Annotated in this window: 15 protein-coding genes and 1 pseudogene; 7 read left to right on the top strand and 9 right to left on the bottom strand. The window is 66.5% G+C overall.

Annotation, left to right across the window (positions count from 1 at the left end; translation table 11 throughout):
* Nucleotides 1-75: 75 nt before the first annotated feature.
* Entirely contained in the window at nucleotides 76-1,722 is a 1,647-nt protein-coding gene (locus N4T19_RS21650) for an ABC-F family ATP-binding cassette domain-containing protein (protein WP_260718984.1), read from the top strand.
* Here the strand turns inward: N4T19_RS21650 and N4T19_RS21645 are convergent.
* Nucleotides 1,719-1,889: a hypothetical protein gene (locus N4T19_RS21645; protein ID WP_260718983.1), complete on the bottom strand. Its 171-nt coding sequence runs from the start codon at nucleotides 1,887-1,889 to the stop codon at nucleotides 1,719-1,721. The genes N4T19_RS21650 and N4T19_RS21645 overlap by 4 nt on opposite strands.
* Nucleotides 1,890-1,961: 72 nt before the next feature.
* Here N4T19_RS21645 and N4T19_RS21640 point away from each other — a divergent pair, with 72 nt between their 5' ends.
* The 3 genes from N4T19_RS21640 to N4T19_RS21630 all read left to right on the top strand — a co-directional run bounded on the left by N4T19_RS21640 (nucleotide 1,962) and on the right by N4T19_RS21630 (nucleotide 4,426).
* The gene (locus N4T19_RS21640; protein ID WP_116924746.1) at nucleotides 1,962-2,855 is read left to right on the top strand and encodes a LysR family transcriptional regulator; all 894 of its coding nucleotides are present in this window, start codon (nucleotides 1,962-1,964) and stop codon (nucleotides 2,853-2,855) included.
* Nucleotides 2,856-2,925: 70 nt separating this feature from the next.
* Nucleotides 2,926-3,840: an NAD(P)-dependent oxidoreductase gene (locus N4T19_RS21635; RefSeq protein WP_116924917.1), complete on the top strand. Its 915-nt coding sequence runs from the start codon at nucleotides 2,926-2,928 to the stop codon at nucleotides 3,838-3,840.
* Between the two features lie 100 nt (nucleotides 3,841-3,940).
* Nucleotides 3,941-4,426 (top strand): ribosomal protein L7/L12, encoded by a 486-nt coding sequence (locus N4T19_RS21630; protein WP_260718982.1) that lies wholly within the window; start codon nucleotides 3,941-3,943, stop codon nucleotides 4,424-4,426.
* A 25-nt stretch (nucleotides 4,427-4,451) separates the two neighbouring features.
* On the opposite strand, the gene yghU is transcribed toward N4T19_RS21630, so the two are convergent.
* On the bottom strand, nucleotides 4,452-5,288 hold the full coding sequence (gene yghU / locus N4T19_RS21625; protein ID WP_260718981.1) for a glutathione-dependent disulfide-bond oxidoreductase: 837 nt from the start codon (nucleotides 5,286-5,288) through the stop codon (nucleotides 4,452-4,454).
* A gap of 263 nt (nucleotides 5,289-5,551) precedes the next feature.
* On the opposite strand from yghU, the gene N4T19_RS21620 reads away from it, so the two are divergent.
* Nucleotides 5,552-6,301 (top strand): type 1 glutamine amidotransferase, encoded by a 750-nt coding sequence (locus N4T19_RS21620; protein ID WP_116924916.1) that lies wholly within the window; start codon nucleotides 5,552-5,554, stop codon nucleotides 6,299-6,301.
* A gap of 66 nt (nucleotides 6,302-6,367) precedes the next feature.
* Here the strand turns inward: N4T19_RS21620 and serS are convergent, their stop codons facing one another.
* The 3 genes from serS to N4T19_RS21605 all read right to left on the bottom strand — a co-directional run bounded on the left by serS (nucleotide 6,368) and on the right by N4T19_RS21605 (nucleotide 9,272).
* Nucleotides 6,368-7,684 carry a serine--tRNA ligase gene (gene serS / locus N4T19_RS21615; RefSeq protein WP_116924743.1) on the bottom strand — a complete coding sequence of 439 codons (1,317 nt, stop codon included), beginning with the start codon at nucleotides 7,682-7,684 and terminating at the stop codon, nucleotides 6,368-6,370.
* Nucleotides 7,685-7,800: 116 nt separating this feature from the next.
* Nucleotides 7,801-8,784 (bottom strand): 4-hydroxy-3-methylbut-2-enyl diphosphate reductase, encoded by a 984-nt coding sequence (gene ispH / locus N4T19_RS21610; RefSeq protein WP_021026409.1) that lies wholly within the window; start codon nucleotides 8,782-8,784, stop codon nucleotides 7,801-7,803.
* A gap of 2 nt (nucleotides 8,785-8,786) precedes the next feature.
* Entirely contained in the window at nucleotides 8,787-9,272 is a 486-nt protein-coding gene (locus N4T19_RS21605) for an FKBP-type peptidyl-prolyl cis-trans isomerase (RefSeq protein WP_232539547.1), read from the bottom strand.
* Nucleotides 9,273-9,549: 277 nt separating this feature from the next.
* Here N4T19_RS21605 and radC point away from each other — a divergent pair, with 277 nt between their 5' ends.
* Together radC and N4T19_RS21595 are read left to right on the top strand one after the other, a co-directional pair.
* Nucleotides 9,550-10,248 (top strand): RadC family protein, encoded by a 699-nt coding sequence (gene radC, locus N4T19_RS21600; RefSeq protein WP_116924741.1) that lies wholly within the window; start codon nucleotides 9,550-9,552, stop codon nucleotides 10,246-10,248.
* Nucleotides 10,245-10,904, top strand: a pseudogene (locus N4T19_RS21595) (Smr/MutS family protein); the annotation flags it as partial. The gene radC and the pseudogene N4T19_RS21595, both read left to right, overlap by 4 nt.
* A gap of 169 nt (nucleotides 10,905-11,073) precedes the next feature.
* On the opposite strand, the gene N4T19_RS21590 reads toward N4T19_RS21595, so the two are convergent.
* The 4 genes from N4T19_RS21590 to N4T19_RS21575 all read right to left on the bottom strand — a co-directional run bounded on the left by N4T19_RS21590 (nucleotide 11,074) and on the right by N4T19_RS21575 (nucleotide 16,087).
* Nucleotides 11,074-12,189, bottom strand: coding sequence for a M48 family metalloprotease (locus N4T19_RS21590; RefSeq protein ID WP_116924740.1), 1,116 nt, complete (start codon nucleotides 12,187-12,189; stop codon nucleotides 11,074-11,076).
* A gap of 66 nt (nucleotides 12,190-12,255) precedes the next feature.
* A complete protein-coding gene (locus N4T19_RS21585; RefSeq protein WP_116924739.1) occupies nucleotides 12,256-12,849 on the bottom strand; it encodes a LemA family protein in 594 nt (197 codons plus the stop codon).
* 214 nt (nucleotides 12,850-13,063) lie between these two features.
* Nucleotides 13,064-13,462, bottom strand: a complete 399-nt coding sequence (locus N4T19_RS21580; protein WP_260718980.1) for a group II truncated hemoglobin — start codon at nucleotides 13,460-13,462, stop codon at nucleotides 13,064-13,066.
* A gap of 108 nt (nucleotides 13,463-13,570) precedes the next feature.
* The gene (locus N4T19_RS21575) at nucleotides 13,571-16,087 is read right to left on the bottom strand and encodes an ABC transporter permease (protein WP_260718979.1); all 2,517 of its coding nucleotides are present in this window, start codon (nucleotides 16,085-16,087) and stop codon (nucleotides 13,571-13,573) included.
* Between the last annotated feature and the right edge of the window lie 90 nt (nucleotides 16,088-16,177).

The following is a 16,177-nucleotide window of genomic DNA, read 5'->3' as shown; positions in this document are numbered from 1 at the left end:
TCCAACGGGTGCCAAGGCTGCAAGGCTCACCAGCCATGGCTCGGGGATGTTCGGCATCGATGACATCGCACGGGTATGACAGACACACATTTGGCGCTGCATGGCGTCTCCTATTCGCTGCCGCAAGGCCGGCCGCTTTTCTCCGATCTCCACGCCCGTTTTGACCGCCAGCACACCGCGCTGGTCGGCCGCAATGGCGTGGGCAAAACGGTGCTGGCACGGCTGCTGGCCGGCGAGCTCGAGGCGACGCGTGGCCGCATCAGCCGCGCAGGCCGCATCCACTACCTGGCGCAGAACCTGCTGGTGCAGCACCCCGGCCAGAGCATTGCCGCGCTGGCTGGGCTGGCGCCTGCACTGGCGGCCTTGCAGCGCATCGAGCAAGGCAGCAGCGACCCGCAGGACTTTGCCCTGGTGGCCGAGCGCTGGGATCTGCGCCAGCAGTTCCAGACCCTGCTGCAAGACAGCGGCTTGCCCGCGCTGCCCGCAGAGACCCCGGCCAGCGCATTGAGCGGCGGCCAGGCGATGCGCTTGGCGCTCTTGGGCGCGCAACGGGCCCAGGCCGATTTTCTGATTCTGGACGAGCCCAGCAACCACCTCGATGCCGCGGGCCGCGCCGCACTGGCGCAGCGCCTGCGGCATTGGCCCGGCGGCCTGCTGCTGATCAGCCATGACCGGCGCCTGCTCGCGCAGATGGAGACGATTGCCGAGCTGAGCAGCCAGGGACTGCAGCTGTACAGCGGCTCCTTTGGCGGCTACCAGCAGGCCCAGCAGCAGCGCACGCAACTGGCGGCGGATGCGCTGGCCCGCAGCAAGCAGGAGCGCAAACGCGGCGAGCAGGCGCTGCGCGCGCAGCAAGAGCGGCAGGAGCGAAGGCAGGCCAGAGGCGCAAAAGAGGGCAAGCAAGCCAACCAGGCCAAGATCCTGCTGGGCGGCGCCAAGCAGCGCGCCCAGGCATCGTCAGGCAAACTGCTGACCCAGCATGCCACTGCCCGCGAGGCGCTGAACGCCCGCGTCAGCGAAGCGGCCCAGGCCATCGACTGGCAGGCCGGCCCCATCCACTGGCAGCTGCCGCCCGAGGCCTTTGATCGGTGCCGCAGCAGCGATGCCATCGTTGCCGAGCTGCAGGCGCTGCAGTCACCGCGCCTGCCCGGCGCGCAGCCCCTGAACCTGCAGCTGCGCGCGGGCCAGCGCCTGGCCATCACAGGGCCCAATGGCAGCGGCAAAAGCAGCCTGCTGCAGATCCTCGCCGGCCAGTTGGCCCCCAGCGCCGGACAGCGGCAAGTGCATGTGCCCTGGGCCATGCTGGACCAGCAGCAAAGCGGGCTGGACCCGGCGCAAAGCCTGCTCGCCCAGCTGCAGCAAAGCAACTGCCAGACACCGGAAGGCGTGCTGCGCATGCGCCTGGCGCAGCTGGGGCTCGATGCGCGCTGCATTCTGCAGCCCAGCGGCCAGCTGAGCGGTGGCGAACGGCTCAAAGCTGCGATGGCCTGCGCGCTGTACCGCGATGCGCCCGCGCAGCTCCTGCTGCTGGACGAACCGGACAACCACCTGGACCTGTCCGCACTGCAAGCGCTGGAGGACATGCTGCGCAGCTACCCGGGCTGCCTGGTTGTTGTCTCGCACGATGAGGCGCTGCTTGATGCGCTGGCGCTGACGCACCGGTTGGCGCTCGATAGCGACCGCTGGCAGATGGCGCCATGGAGAAACGATGCACCCATTTAGCCACCACCTGGTGGTACCCGGAAGTTCTCGCTGATGCGCTGCTCGGCGCGCTGGCACAGATCCAGCCAGCGGCGCCAGCGCCTGGCCAGCCAGCCGAGCGGCAGCTGGGCAGCTATAGGTGGCGGCTGCTGGAGCGTGGAATCGGGGAGTGGTCGAGGGTTTTGCATGGACACCGATGCTCGGCGCCGGCCAGACTTCTGTAAAGTTGAATTTCCTATGCATTCACTTCAGAAAAACTGATGCGAAACCTCAACCTCGACCAGGTGCAAACCCTGGTCGCCATCGCCGACCTGGGCACCTTTGCCGCAGCCGCGCAAGCGCTGCACCTGTCGCCACCGGCGATCAGCCTGCATATCAAGGAGCTGGAGGCGCGCATGGACACGGCCCTGCTGCTGCGCGGCCGGCGCCAGGCGGTGCTCACGGCAGCGGGCGAAGTGCTGGTGGCCCAGGGCCGCCAACTGCTCGACGCCAGCGATGAGCTGATCGACCTGGTGCAGCGCCGCGCCAGTGGCCGCGAAGGCCTGGTCAAGGTGGGCGTCTCGGCAGGGGTAAGCACACGCCTCTTGCCGATGATGCTCGAGCAACTCAGCCAGCGCAGCCCGGGCGTCGAGGTCAAGCTCGAAGCGGTGGGCTCGGCCGATGCGATGCAGCGCCTGCGCGCGGGATCGCTCGATGTGGCGATTGTGGCCAGCCCCCAGCCCAGCAGCGCCGAGATTGTGCTCACGCCCTGGCGCAATGACCCGATGGTGGTGCTGCTGCCCGCGGCCTGGAAGGCGCCCAAGCGAGTGACGCCGGACTGGTTGGCGGACAAGCGCTGGGCCTCGTTTGCGCCGGCCACGCAAATGCATGGGCTGATTGCCGGCTGGTTCGGCCAGGCAGGCCACCACCCCCGGCCATTTCTCACGCTCAGCTACCCCGGCGCCCTCAAAAGCCTGGCAGCGGCCAGCCAAAGTGCGGTGATCCTGCCGCTCGAAGAGGTGGAAGACCAGCTGCACCTGCCTGGCGTGCAGGTGCGCCAGCTCTGGCCCCGGCTGATGCGCCCCATGGCCGTGGCCCACCGCCGCGATGGCAGCCACAACCCGGCAGCCGCTGCAGTGCTGGAGGTGCTGGCCGCTTTTGCACTACCCCGCTGATGTCCTGTGTTTGACAGGGGGCAGCACCTCACGCCTGCCATCATGGCTGCATACCAACAAGGAGACATGCATGGCAGACAAGATCGGTTTTATCGGCCTGGGCCGCATGGGCAAGCCCATGGCCGCCAACCTCGTCAAAAAGGGTTTTGCACTGGTTGTGCATGACCTGAACCCGACAGCGGTCAAGGACCTGGTCGCGATGGGCGCGCAAAGCGCCGGCGTGGCCGAGCTGGCCCGCGACTGCAGCATCATCGTCACCATGCTGCCCTCGTCGGTGGAGGTGGAACAGACGGCGCTGGGCGATGGCGGCATCTTTGCGCATGCCCAGCCCGGCAGCATTCTGATGGACATGAGCACCATCGACCCGCTGGCCACCGACCGGCTGGCCCAGCAGGCCGCTGCCAAGGGCCTGACGATGGTGGATGCGCCCGTGGGCCGCCTGGCCGAGCATGCCGACCGGGGCGAGTCGCTCTTCATGGTGGGCGCGAGCGACGCCGATCTGGCCCGCGTGCAGCCCTTGCTCGACGCCATGGGCACCACCACGCACCACTGCGGCCCGGTGGGCACGGGCGGGCGCACCAAGCTGGTCAACAACTACCTGGCTGTCACCCTGACTCAGGTGAATGCCGAGGCGTTGGCGCTGTCGCAGCGCTTTGGCCTCGATATCACCAAGACCTTGCAGGTGCTGCTGGGCACCTCGGCCACCAATGGCCAGCTGCGCATGAACTTTGCCAACAAGGTGCTGCAGGGTGACACCACGCCGGGCTTCACGATCGACCTGGCCCACAAGGACATGTCGCTGGTCGTCGCTGCCGCCCATGCCAGCAAGGTGCCCATGCCGGTGGCCGCGGCCGTGCACGAGTCCTACAGCCTGGCCCGCGCCAGCCAGCATGGCGGTCTCGATTTTTCAGGCATGGCCGATGTGCTCTGCGGCCTGGCCGGCATTGACAAGCCGCGCGTACCCAAGGGATGGACACCGGGCTAAGGCGCCCACCCAGGAGGCGGTAATGTCAGCCTCCGTCCTATGGCCGCAGCCGCGCAAACGGGGTACAAAGGCTGCTGCTCCACCATCCGCAGCCTTGCCCATGTCCGCTCCCATCCCTGCCCATATCGCGTCGCTTTGGCGCAATAACGACAAGATTGCCGCCATCAAGCGCCTGCGCGAAGAAACCGGCATGGGCCTGGCAGAAGCCAAGCATGTGCTGGAATCACAGCTGGATGGCGGCGACGGCCATGAGCCGCCACGCGAGGGTGCCGCGCTGCGAACTGCCATCGAGACGGCATTGGCCCGGGGCGACAAGATCGTCGCCATCAAGCTGCTGCGGGATGCGACCGGCATCGGCTTGAAGGACGCCAAGGACCGCATTGAATCGGGCGACCCGCAGCAATGGCTGGTCGAGGCCCATTTGCCCCACACCCCCAGCCACCCAGCGCCCGCGCCCGCAGGTACCGCAGCCTGGATGGCCCCCGGCCATGAACCCGGCCGGGTGCAAAGCTCGGGCGCCTGGACGGCCGTATTCGTGGTGGTGCTGGCCCTGGTGCTGGCGGGCTGGTACTTCTGGCGCGCCTGATCGGCCCAGCACGCCAGCTTCTGAATCAGCGCAGAAAGTCCGCTGCGCTGTGCCGCTCGGGCATCGGCGAGCTACCGCGCACCTTGTTGACCCGCTGGCCGCGTTGCACCGCAGGGCGCTGCGCGATCTCATCGGTCCAGCGGCGCACATGCTGGTAGGACTCGACATCCAGGAACTCGGCCGCGTTGTAGACCTCGTTGTTCAGCAGCGCGCCATACCAGGGCCAGGCGGCCATGTCGGCAATGCTGTAATCCTGCCCAGCAATAAAGCGCTGCTCGGCCAGTTGGCGGTTGAGCACATCGAGCTGGCGCTTGACCTCCATCGCATAGCGGTTGATCGGGTAGGCCATCTTCTCTGGCGCATAGGCATAGAAGTGGCCAAAGCCGCCGCCCAGAAAGGCCGCACTGCCCACCTGCCAGAACAGCCAGTTCAGCACCTCGGTGCGGGCTGCGCCCTCCTTGGGCAGGAACTGGCCAAACTTCTCGGCCAGGTGCAGCAGGATGGAGCCCGACTCGAACACGCGTACAGGCGTGCTGCCGCTGCGGTCGAGCAGCGCGGGGATCTTGGAGTTGGGGTTGACCTCGACAAAGCCGCTGCCAAATTGGTCGCCTTCGCCGATATTGATCAGCCAGGCGTCGTACTCGGCCTCGGCAATGCCCAGCTCCAGCAGCTCTTCGAGCATGATCGTCACCTTGACGCCATTGGGCGTGCCCAGCGAATACAGCTGCAAGGGGTGCTTGCCCACCGGCAGCAGCTTGTCATGCGTGGCGCCCGCTTCGGGGCGGTTGATATGGGCGAATGCGCCCCCATTGCCTTTGTCCCAAGTCCAGACCTTGGGCGGTTGGTAGGCTTGATCCGACATGCTTTACCTCAGCTTTCTGTGTAGGGCTGGGGCCCACCGCTGCGGCCCGGCGGGGTGCGGGCGCAAGTGCGGTAAGGCCACCTGCTGCCGATCATAGAGAGGAGCCCAGCGCGCTGCAGCAGTGCCGAAAAAGACCACAACGCAGGTTGCGGCCCCTTGACGCCATCTTGATGCCAGCCCACGCAGTCTAGATATGCGCTCAATGCCAGGCTTTCTACAGTGGAGGCCTCTCCACCCAGGGCTTGACCTGCAAGCCAGCCTCCATGAAACCTGTCGCCATCCTCCAGCATGAAACCTCGCAGGGCCCAGGCGTGCTGCTCGCGCATTTGCAGCAGCACGGCATCCCCTATGCATTGATCAGGCCCTGCAACGAGGGCATCGCAGCCATGCGCGCGCGTGATTACCGCGGCATCATTGTGCTGGGCAGCAACCATTGCGCCAATGAGCAGCTGCGCTGGATCGAGCAGGAGCGCTGCCTGTTGCAAAGCGCCCTGGCGGCGGACGTGCCCGTGCTCGGCCACTGCTTTGGCGCGCAGATGCTGGCCCGTGCGATGGGCGCGCGCGTCTGGCGCAACCCCTGCGCCAACATCGGCTGGGGTCGCGTCTGGGTCACGCCCCAAGCCCAAGAACAGATGGACTTGCCCGCCGAGGCCACCATCTTCAACTGGCACTACGACAGCTTTGAGATTCCGCCAGGCGCAAGCCGCAGCATGTACGGCCGCCACTGCCTGAACAAGGGCTTTGTGCATGGACGCCATTGGGCCTTCCAAGGCCATCTGGAGGTCACCGCGCAAAGCGTGCGCGACTGGTGCGATGAAGGTGCGCCCGAGTTGCGCAGCGCAGCTGGCCCCGCCGTGCAAAGCCGGGCGCAGATCCTGGCGCAATTGCCCCAGCACATCCGCCAGTTGCACCAGATTGCCGCGCGCAGCTACAGCGCCTGGACGGCACAACTGCCGCGCCCGCGCCTGTTTTATATGCCGGTGTGGGGAGAGGCGCGCCTGGCGCTGGCATAAGCCGGCACCCACAAAAAAGCCGGGGCATTGCTGCACCGGCTTTGGACGAGGGAAAGCCTAAAATGCTTAGACCTTCAGCACGGCCACGCCGCCCAGGTAAGGTTGCAGCGCTTCTGGCACCGTCACCGAGCCGTCAGCATTCTGGTAGTTCTCCAGCACGGCCACCAGGGTGCGGCCCACGGCCAGGCCCGAGCCGTTCAAGGTGTGGACCAGCTCATTCTTGCCTTGCGCGTTCTTGAAGCGGGCCTGCATGCGACGGGCCTGGAAGGCTTCGCAGTTGCTCACCGAGCTGATTTCGCGGTAGGTGTTCTGCGCGGGCAGCCAGACTTCCAGGTCATAGGTCTTGGCAGCGCCAAAACCCATGTCGCCGGTCGACAGCGCCAGCACGCGGTACGGCAGGCCCAGGCGCTGCAGCACGTCTTCGGCATGGCGCGTCATCTCTTCGAGCGCCTCGTAGCTCTTGTCCGGATGCACCACCTGCACCATCTCGACCTTGTCGAACTGGTGCTGGCGGATCAGACCACGCGTGTCGCGGCCGGCCGAGCCCGCTTCCGAGCGGAAGCAAGGGCTGTGCGCCGTCAGCTTGATGGGCAGCTGGTCTTCGCTCAGCACTTCGTCCCGCACCAGATTGGTGAGCGGCACTTCCGAGGTCGGGATCAGGTAGAGCGCCGCAGTATCGGGCACCGGCTCGGCATCCTGGCCGCCCTTGTTGGCGGCAAACAGGTCCTGCTCGAACTTGGGCAGCTGGCCCGTGCCCTTGAGCGAGTCGCTGTTGACGATGTAGGGCACATAGCACTCGGTGTAGCCGTGCTGCTCGGTCTGCAGGTCAATCATGAACTGCGCCAGCGCACGGTGCAGGCGGGCGATCGGACCCTTCATCACCGTAAAGCGCGAGCCGGTCAGCTTGACGCCAGCCTCAAAGTCCAGGCCCAGCGGCATGCCGACATCGACATGGTCCTTGATCTCGAAATCAAAGCTGCGCGGCGTGCCCCAGCGGCGCACTTCGACGTTGGCCGACTCGTCCTCGCCCACCGGCACGCTCTCGTGCGGCAGGTTGGGCACGGCCACCAGCATGGCCTGCAGCTCGGCCTGCAGTTCATCCAGGCGCGTGGCCGACTGTTCCAGCTCGGTCTTCATCGCGGCCACATCGGCCTTGGCCGCTTCGGCCGCGTCCTTCTCGCCCTTGCCCATCAGCATGCCAATTTGCTTGGACAGCTGGTTGCGCTTGGCCTGCAGCTCTTCGGTGCGGGTCTGGATGGTCTTGCGCTCGGCCTCCAAGGCCTTGAAGGCTTCGACATTCAAAAACGCCTGGGGGCTCTTGCGGGTCTGCAAACGGGCGATGACCGAGTCCAGGTCTTTGCGTAGCAACAAAATATCAAGCATGAATTACCTCTTGGGGTGGGGCAGCGCCTAGGCCTGCCCAATGAAAGGGGGTGGGGGTGGGCACTGCCCACCGCGATCAACGGGAGTGGACGAGCCGCCAGGCCACCAGGCCTCGTTCAGCGACCCGTCTCCGGAGATCGTGCAGAAATCTCCAGCCCGCCGACATCGATTTTCAGGCCCTTGGGCAGCGGGAACTTCACGGTCTCTTCGATGCCATCCATCTTGCGCACCGAGGTCGCGCCCAGCACCTTGATGCGCTCGATCACCTGCTTGACCAGCACCTCGGGGGCCGAGGCGCCTGCCGTCAGGCCCACGCGGGCGATGCCGTCAAACCATTCGGGTTGGAGCTCGTCAGCGTTGTCCACCATATAGCCCGGCGTGCCCAACTTGACGGCCAGCTCGCGCAGGCGGTTGCTGTTGGAGCTGGTGGGGCTGCCCACGACGATCACCAGGTCCACCTGGCTGCTCATCACCTTGACGGCATCCTGGCGGTTCTGCGTCGCATAGCAAATGTCCTGCTGCTTGGGCTCGCGGATCTGCGGAAAGCGCAGCTTGACGGCAGCCGTGATCTCGGCGGCATCGTCCACGCTCAACGTGGTCTGGGTCACCACCGCCAGTTTGTCGGTCTGGCTGGGGTGGACATGGGCCACATCACCCACCTCTTCGACCAGGTGGATGCCTTCGGACAGCTGGCCCATCGTGCCTTCGACCTCGGGGTGGCCCTTGTGGCCGATCATGATGAACTCATAGCCCTCTTTGGCCAGCTTGGCCACTTCCACATGGACTTTGGTCACCAGCGGGCAGGTGGCGTCGAAAATGCTAAAGCCTCGGCGCTCGGCCTCCAGCTGCACGGCCTTGCTCACGCCATGGGCCGAGAAGATCAAGGTGGCGCCGGGCGGCACGTCATCGAGCTCTTCGATGAAGATCGCGCCCTTGGCCTTGAGGTCGTTGACCACATAGGTGTTGTGCACAATCTCGTGGCGCACATAGATGGGCGCGCCAAATTTCTCGATCGCACGCTCGACGATCTCGATCGCCCGATCCACGCCCGCACAAAAGCCGCGCGGCTCGGCCAATACGATTTCCTGGGGCCGCAACATGCTCAGAGCACCCCGATCAGCTGGACTTCAAAGGTCACCGGCTGGCTGGCCAGCGGGTGGTTGAAGTCAAATTGCACTGCGCCATCGTCGCGCACCTGCATCGCCACACCGGCATAGGTGCTGGCACCATCGGGGGTGGGGAACTGCACCACATCGCCCAGGGTGTACTGCTCCATCGGATCGCCCAGCTCATTGAGCAGGCGGCGCGCCACCCACTGCACCATGTCCGGGTTGCGCTCGCCAAAGGCTTCGCCGGCGGGAACGTGGAAGGTCGCATGCGTGCCCTCGGGCAGACCCAGCAGCAGGTTCTCGACCGACGGCGACAGCTCACCCATGCCCAGCGACAGGGTCGCGGGTTTGCCTTCAAAGGTGTTGATCACATCGCCCGCCGGGCCAGCCAGGCGGTAGTGCAAGGTCAGAAACGATCCGGGTTGTACCACTGGCGCATCGGCAGGCAGCGGCGTCACGGGGGCCATCGGAGTAGTCATGCAAATCCCTATAAACTGGGGTGTATTGTAGGTTGTAGGGTGAAACCCCTGCATGCAACCTGCATCAAAAGATCCCAGGCAGAGCCCGCGCCCCAGGCAGTGGTTTTGCCCGGTCCCCAGGCCACCGGCCGACAGCGAACCTCCAGGAGTGCCTATGAACACCCATCTTTGCTGCCTTGCCCCTGCCGCTGCCCGCGCTTGCGCAAGGCATGCACGGCCCCTGCCCTGCCCGTCTCGCGCCCAGCCGCTGCCGGGCCAGCTGCACTGAGAGGACGCCATGCCCCTCAAAGACATCCCTACCGACTGCCAGCCGCGCGAGAAACTGCTCGCCAAGGGCGCCGGCGCGCTGACCGATGCCGAGCTGCTGGCCATCTTGCTGCGCACCGGCATGGCCGGCAAGAGCGTGCTGCAATGGGCCGCTGAACTGCTGGCCCCGCGCCAGCCCGATGCCCCAGGCAGCTTTGGCGGCATCAACGGCCTGCTGCAGGCCAGCAGCGCCGAGCTCGCACAGGTCAAGGGCCTGGGCCCGGCCAAGCGCGCCGAGCTGATCGCGGTGCTGGAGCTGGCCCGCCGCGCGATGGCCCAGCAATTGCAGCAGCGCAGCCTGCTTGGCAGTGCCTCCACTGTCAAAGCCTATGTGCAGTTGCACCTGGCGCACAAGCACCATGAGGTGTTTGCCGTGCTGTTTCTCGACAGCCAGCACCAGCTGATTGCGCTGGAGGAATTGTTTCGCGGCACCCTGGGCCAGGCCAGCGTCTATCCGCGCGAAGTGGTCGTGCGGGCCCTGCACCACCACGCTGCAGCGGTGATCTTGGCGCACAATCACCCCAGCGGCCAGGTCACGCCCAGCCAGGCGGACCAGCAACTCACGCAGAGCTTGCAGGCCGCCTTGTCCCTGGTCGATGTGCGTGTGCTGGACCATATTATTGTTGGGCCCGGAGCAGCACTGTCGATGGCCGAGGAAGGTGAGATGTGAGTAAGCAGGACAAAACCGGCAGCGTGGCATCGCTGCGGGAGCTCAAGCAGCTGCGCAAGGCGCTGACGGCCTTGCAGGCCGAGCAGGCAGCCCAGCGCCAGCTGCAAGAAGCCGCCCGCCAGCAGGCGCTGCGCCAGAGCGAGCGCGACCGCCAGCTGTTTCGCCAGACCGTAGGCGCCGTGCGCCCGCTGCCCAGCAGCGGCCAGATCAGCGCCGAAACGCCCCCGCCCGACCCGCTACCGCTGCAGCACTGGGCCGACGAGCAGCGTGTGCTGCTCGAAGCGATGAGCGATGAGTTCGACGCCAGCACCCTGCTCGACACCGACGACCAGCTGAGCTTTCGGCGCAAGGGCATTGGCCGCGATGTGGTCCACAAGCTGCGCGCCGGGCACTGGACCATCCAGCGCCAGATCGACCTGCATGGCCTGCGCACCGACGAGGCGCGTCAGGCGCTGGGCAGCTTTATCCGTCAATCGCAGCGCCAGGGGCTGCGCTGCGTGCGCGTGGTGCATGGCAAGGGCCTGGGCTCACCCGGGCGCATGCCGGTGCTCAAAGGCCGGGTGCACAGCTGGCTGGTGCAGAAAAACGAGGTGCTGGCCTTTGTACAGGCGCGCCCGGCCGATGGTGGCGCCGGCGCCCTGGTGGTGCTGCTGCGTGCCGCATCGATGGCGGCCAGCGCCGTCAATGTGGCCGATGCGCTGCTGCAGATGCAGGCACTGGCCCAGCAGGCAGCGGCCGTGCCGGCACCCGACCCGGTGGCCCAGCAGGTCGCATCCTGGGCGGCGCAGTACCGCAGTGACAAGCCCAAGCGCTGATTGACAGGCCTTAAGAAGCCCCGGGCTTGCCCTGCGGCAAGGGAGCGCTGAAAGGGTTTACCCAGCGCTGGTCCGGGTCCTGCAGCGGCAGCGCCTCGCGCGCTTCGTCTTCGCCATAGATGCGGGCGATCCGCGCTTCCAGGCTGGGGTGGCTGGCCAGCCAGCGCGCGCCGCCCAGGTGCCAGAAGTCATGCATCTCTTCGATGCTGTGCACCTCCAGCAGCAGCATGTGCTCCACAAGCGGCGAATAGGCCCCGGCTGCGCCGCCACGGGGCTGCAGGGCATCGGCCTGCAACGGGTAGTCCTGCTGCCACAGCGCCTTGCGCAGCACGCGGCCCAGCCCATCGGGATTGCGGGTCCACTGCACGGCGCGGGCATCGGCCAGGTATTCGCGCTGGCGCGATACGGCAGCCTTGAGCGCCTGCGCCGCCAACCAGCCCAGCCAGCCCACGGCCATCAGCGGCCGGCCAAACAGCGACACGCCGCGCTCGACCCAGTCGCGCCCATAGTTGAACAGCATCTCCAGCCCGAACACATAGCCGGCCAACTCCATGTTGAGCCGCGTATCGCCCTCGTGCAGATGGGACAGCTCATGCGCTACCACGCCCTTGAGCTCATCGCGGCTGAGGTATTCCAGCGCGCCCATGGACACCACGATCACCGCATCCTCGGCCTCCCAGGCAGCGGCAAAGGCATTGAGCGAGCGGTCGCGTGGCAGCACCATGGCCTGGGGCCGCTGGGCACCGGCGGCAATGCACAGCTCATCGACAATGTTCTGGTACTGCTGCTCGGCATGAGACACCGATGGGCGCAGTTCGCGCGCGCCCAGCTGCCTAGCCAGGTGCAGGCCGCCCTGGCGCAGATTGCTGCGCTTGATCCAGGCGCCGCCCAGCACCATCAGGCTGACGATGCCGATATTGGTGGCCAGAAAGCCGGCCGGGTAATGCACTGCGACCTGTTCCAGCCGCAGTTGGCTGAAGAGCACTGCGACCAGCGCCGGCGTCCAGAACACCAGCGCCAGCACCAGGTGCACGCCCACCGCAATGCCCAGCACCAGCAGCGCAAAAGCGGCCACCAGGCCCCAGGTGCGGCGCCGTGCGCTGGCTTGGAAATCCCAGAAGTTCATGGCTGCGCCGCTGCAGGCTCACCGCGCAGCGCGTGGCCATGGTCGCGGGCTGCGGCCTTCATCGGCTCAGAACTGCACGCGGACGGTGTCGCGCTCCTGGGCATTTTGCGTGGACTGCAGCATCGGCATCGCATGAAAGCCCAGCATCGAGGCCACCACAATCGCCGGGAAGGCGCGCGAAGCGTTGTTGAACGCCAGCACCTGGTCGTTATAGGCCTGGCGCGCATAGCCAATGCGGTTTTCGGTGCTGCCCAGCTCTTCGCTGAGCGAGCGCATCGTGTCATCGGCCTTGAGGTCCGGGTAGCTCTCGGTCAGCACCATCAAGCGGCCCAGGGCACCGCCCAGCGCCCCTTCCGCGGCCACCATGGCGTCCGCCACCTCGGGTTTACCAGGGGCTGCGCGCAGCGCACTGGCTGCAGCCTGCGCCTGGCCGCGCGCGCGGATCACGGCCTCCAAGGTCTGGGACTCGTGCTCCAGGTATTTCTTGGCCACCGCCACCAGGTTGGGCACCAGGTCGTAGCGGCGCTTGAGCTGCACATCGATTTGCGCCAAGGCATTGCTGGTGCGGTTGCGCAAGGCCATCAAGCGGTTGTAGACCAGCACGCCCCAGACCAGCAAGGCAGCAACCACCGCCGAGACCACCATCAAATTGGTATTCATAACCCTCATCCACCCTCATCGTTTTTAGTGGCTTGATTATGGGCCAAAGCGCTGCGGCGCCCCCATAGGGAATGCAAACCAGCGTGGACGTTGCATTTTGCGAACCTGGTGCATGACAGAAGTCAAGAAATCAGGTAATGGGCGGCAAGCCTCCCGCCGCAGACGGGGCGCTGCACAGAATGCCTGCGCAACCCACCAGCGGCTCGGGCTGGAGTCAGCGGTTGCGCATCCAGTCCGCAGTCTGGAAAAAGCTCTGGCCCAGGCGGCTGCGCAGTTTCTCATCGACGCCGACATCGCCCATCGCCTGGTCCATGCAGGCCAGCCACTGGTCGCGCTCCAGAATGCCGATCGAAAACGGCATATGGCGCATGCGCAGGCGCGGGTGGCCAAAGCGCTGCTGGTAATGGTCAGGGCCGCCCAGCCAGCCGCAGAGAAACCAGAACAGCTTGTCGCGCGCATCCTGCAAAGTGCTGCCATGGGCGTCACGCAACTCCTTGTAGCCGGGCTCCAGGTCCATCAGGTCATAGAAGCGGTCCACCAGCGCCCGCACCTGGCCCTCGCCGCCTATCCAGTCAAAAGGGGTGTCAAACGGGGGCTTTTCTTCGATGTGCATAGAGGGCTCTCAGGGTACGCAGGGGCAGAGGATCAGGCAGCGGGCGCTGCGCCTGCACAGCGCCCACGGTCCTGCCACCCGCGATATTACCGCTCTATGGCGCGGCATTCACACCGCTTCGCGCAAGGTCACGACGACCGGGCGGCGCAGCACCTCGCGCAGGCCCCACCAGCCGGTCACCAGCGCCAGCAAGGCGCCACAGGCGCCGCCAGCGAGCGGCACCCACCAGCGCGGCACCCAGGCAAAGTCAAACACAAACTGGGCCAGCGCCCAGCCAATGGCCATGGCCACCACGCTGGCCAGCACACCGGCGAGCAGGCCCACACCGGCCAGCTCGGCGCGCTGCACCTGCTGGAGCAACTGGCTGCGCGCGCCCACGGCCCGCATGATCGCGTACTCGCGGGCGCGCTCCTCGCGCGTGGCGGTGATCGCGGCAAACAGCACCACCAGGCCCGCGGCCAAGGTAAAGCCAAACAGGAACTCCACCGCGCGGATCACCTGGTTGAGCACCTGCTGGAGCTGGGCGACCGTGGCGCGCAGGTCCACATTGGTGATGTTGGGAAACTCGCGCACCAGGCCATTGTCAAAGCCCGCCGTATCGGGCGCGCGGTAGGCGGCCAGGTAGGTGACGGCCACATCGTTCATCTGCGCGACCGGGTACATGACAAAGAAATTCGCGCGCATCGAGCCCCAGTCCACCTTGCGCAGGCTGGTGATCGTGCTCTCGTGCTGCACGCCGCCCATGTCAAACAGCAGGCGGTCGCCCATCTTCAGGCCCAGCGTCTGGGCAATGCCCTCTTCGACACTGACGCCCCCCGCCTCGCCTGGGGTCCACTGGCCCTGCACGATCTGGTTGTGCTCCTGCAGCACATCGCTGTGGGAGATATTGAACTCGCGGTCGACCAGGCGCTTGGCGCGGTCTTCGCTGTAGTCGCCCGGCCCCACATCCTTGCCATTGATCTGGATGAGGCGGCCGCGAACCATCGGGTACCAGTCCCATTTGTCGATGCCGGCCTGGCGCAGGCGCTGCTGGAAGGCATCGGCCTGGTCGGGCAGGATGTTGATGACAAAGCGGTTCATCGCATCGGGCGGCGTGGTCTGGCGCCAGGTCTGGATCAGGTCGGTGCGCAGCAGCACCAGCAGCACCAGCGCCATCAGGCCCACCGCCAGGCTGCTGACCTGCACCACGGCAAACCAGGGCCGGGCGGCGACCTGGCGCGTGGCCAGCAGCAACCAGCGCGGCGCCGTGCGCTCATTGACCATGCGCCGCAGCAGCGTGATGGCCGCAGCACTCAAGAGGCCAAACACCACGATCGCCATCGCAAAACCGCCCACCGCAATACCACCAAGCTTGGCATCCCCGCTGACCAGCAGCAGCATCGCCGCAAAGCCCAGTACCCCCAGCAGCAGCACCGAGGCCGAGGCCGGGCGCAGCGCACCCAGATCACGGCGCAGCACGCGCAGCGGCGGCACCTGGGCCAGCTGCAGCACAGGGGGCAGGCCAAAGGCCAGCAGCAAGGTCATGCCCATGCCCACGCCCAGCACCAGGGGCCAGCCGCTGGCAGCGGGCAAGGTGACGGCCAGCAGGCCGGCCATCAGCCAGACAAACAAATAGTGCATCGCATAGCCCAGCGCCACGCCCAGCAGGCTGGCGGCCAGACCGATGATGACAAACTCGACCACATAGGCGCCGGAAATGGCGCGCTGGGCCAGGCCCAGCACGCGCAGCAATGCCGCGCCATTGAGGTGGGCGCTGGCAAAGGTGCGGGCGGCCAAGGCCACGGCCACCGCCGACAGCAGCGCGGCCAGCAAGGCCACCAGGTTCAGGAACTTCTGCGCGCGCTCGAGGGTTTGCTCCATCTCGGGCCGGCCGCTTTGCAGCGACTCGATGCGCACGCCATGGCTGTGGGGCTGGGCCACTTCGGTCTCGGACCATTGCAAAAACTGCGCCGCTGCAGCGGGCTCACCGGCGACGGCAAAGCGGTAGAGCAAGCGGCTGGCCGGCTGCACCAGGCCGGTCGCGGCCAGGTCGCTCCAGTCCAGCATCACGCGCGGAGAAAAGCCCAGAAAGCCGGCGCCCCGGTCCGGCTCGATCGTCAGCACGCGGCCAATGGTGAAGCGCTTGTCGCCCAGCCACAGCACCGAGCCGGTCTTGAGGCCCAGCGCCTCGATCAGGCTCGGGTCCACCCAGACTTCGCCGCGCGCTGGAATGTCGCGGGTCGGCGCATCGGGCTGGCCGGCAGCGGCGGCCGTGCGCAGACTGCCGCGCAGCGGATAACCGGCCTGCACCGCCTTGAGGCCCACCAGGCGCGATTCACCGCCATCGGCATCGTCCGAGCGCGCCATCGTCGGGAAGGTGACTGTCGTCACGCCCTGCAAACCCAGCGACCGGGCCTTGTCGGCAAAGGCCGCTGGCGTGCTGTTGTCGCTCACCACCACGACGTCGCCGCCCAGCAGCTGGCTGGCATCGCGCTGCAGCCCCGCTTGGAGGCGGTCCGAGAAAAAGCTCACCGAGGTCAGCGCGGCCACCGCCAGCGCCACCGCAACCAACAAAAGCCGCAGCTCACCGGCACGCCAGTCGCGCAGCAATTGGCGCCAGCCCAACGCAAAAAAGTTGTGTTTCATGCAGCAAACATAACTGATGCGCGTTTACCCCCAGCCCTTGCCGGATTTCCCCGCAGCCCGGCGGCCGCCACCGCCACCGCCACCAAGGGG

Origin of the sequence: Comamonas squillarum, from assembly GCF_025309455.1 — a bacterium.
Lineage (GTDB): Bacteria > Pseudomonadota > Gammaproteobacteria > Burkholderiales > Burkholderiaceae_C > Comamonas > Comamonas squillarum.
Note: the sequence above shows the minus strand (reverse complement) of the source record. Positions and strands in the feature narration are given on the sequence as shown.

Excerpts from the sequence above, each read along its gene's own strand:
- ispH (WP_021026409.1), bottom strand. The coding sequence starts at position 8,784 with ATGTTGCGGCCCCAGGAAATCGTATTGGCCGAGCCGCGCGGCTTTTGT.
- yghU (WP_260718981.1), bottom strand. The coding sequence starts at position 5,288 with ATGTCGGATCAAGCCTACCAACCGCCCAAGGTCTGGACTTGGGACAAA.
- N4T19_RS21605 (WP_232539547.1), bottom strand. The coding sequence starts at position 9,272 with ATGACTACTCCGATGGCCCCCGTGACGCCGCTGCCTGCCGATGCGCCA.
- N4T19_RS21635 (WP_116924917.1), top strand. The coding sequence starts at position 2,926 with ATGGCAGACAAGATCGGTTTTATCGGCCTGGGCCGCATGGGCAAGCCC.
- N4T19_RS21640 (WP_116924746.1), top strand. The coding sequence starts at position 1,962 with ATGCGAAACCTCAACCTCGACCAGGTGCAAACCCTGGTCGCCATCGCC.
- N4T19_RS21630 (WP_260718982.1), top strand. The coding sequence starts at position 3,941 with ATGTCCGCTCCCATCCCTGCCCATATCGCGTCGCTTTGGCGCAATAAC.
- serS (WP_116924743.1), bottom strand. The coding sequence starts at position 7,684 with ATGCTTGATATTTTGTTGCTACGCAAAGACCTGGACTCGGTCATCGCC.
- N4T19_RS21645 (WP_260718983.1), bottom strand. The coding sequence starts at position 1,889 with ATGCAAAACCCTCGACCACTCCCCGATTCCACGCTCCAGCAGCCGCCA.
- N4T19_RS21650 (WP_260718984.1), top strand. The coding sequence starts at position 76 with ATGACAGACACACATTTGGCGCTGCATGGCGTCTCCTATTCGCTGCCG.
- N4T19_RS21580 (WP_260718980.1), bottom strand. The coding sequence starts at position 13,462 with ATGCACATCGAAGAAAAGCCCCCGTTTGACACCCCTTTTGACTGGATA.
- N4T19_RS21585 (WP_116924739.1), bottom strand. The coding sequence starts at position 12,849 with ATGAATACCAATTTGATGGTGGTCTCGGCGGTGGTTGCTGCCTTGCTG.
- N4T19_RS21575 (WP_260718979.1), bottom strand. The coding sequence starts at position 16,087 with ATGAAACACAACTTTTTTGCGTTGGGCTGGCGCCAATTGCTGCGCGAC.
- N4T19_RS21590 (WP_116924740.1), bottom strand. The coding sequence starts at position 12,189 with ATGAACTTCTGGGATTTCCAAGCCAGCGCACGGCGCCGCACCTGGGGC.
- radC (WP_116924741.1), top strand. The coding sequence starts at position 9,550 with ATGCCCCTCAAAGACATCCCTACCGACTGCCAGCCGCGCGAGAAACTG.
- N4T19_RS21620 (WP_116924916.1), top strand. The coding sequence starts at position 5,552 with ATGAAACCTGTCGCCATCCTCCAGCATGAAACCTCGCAGGGCCCAGGC.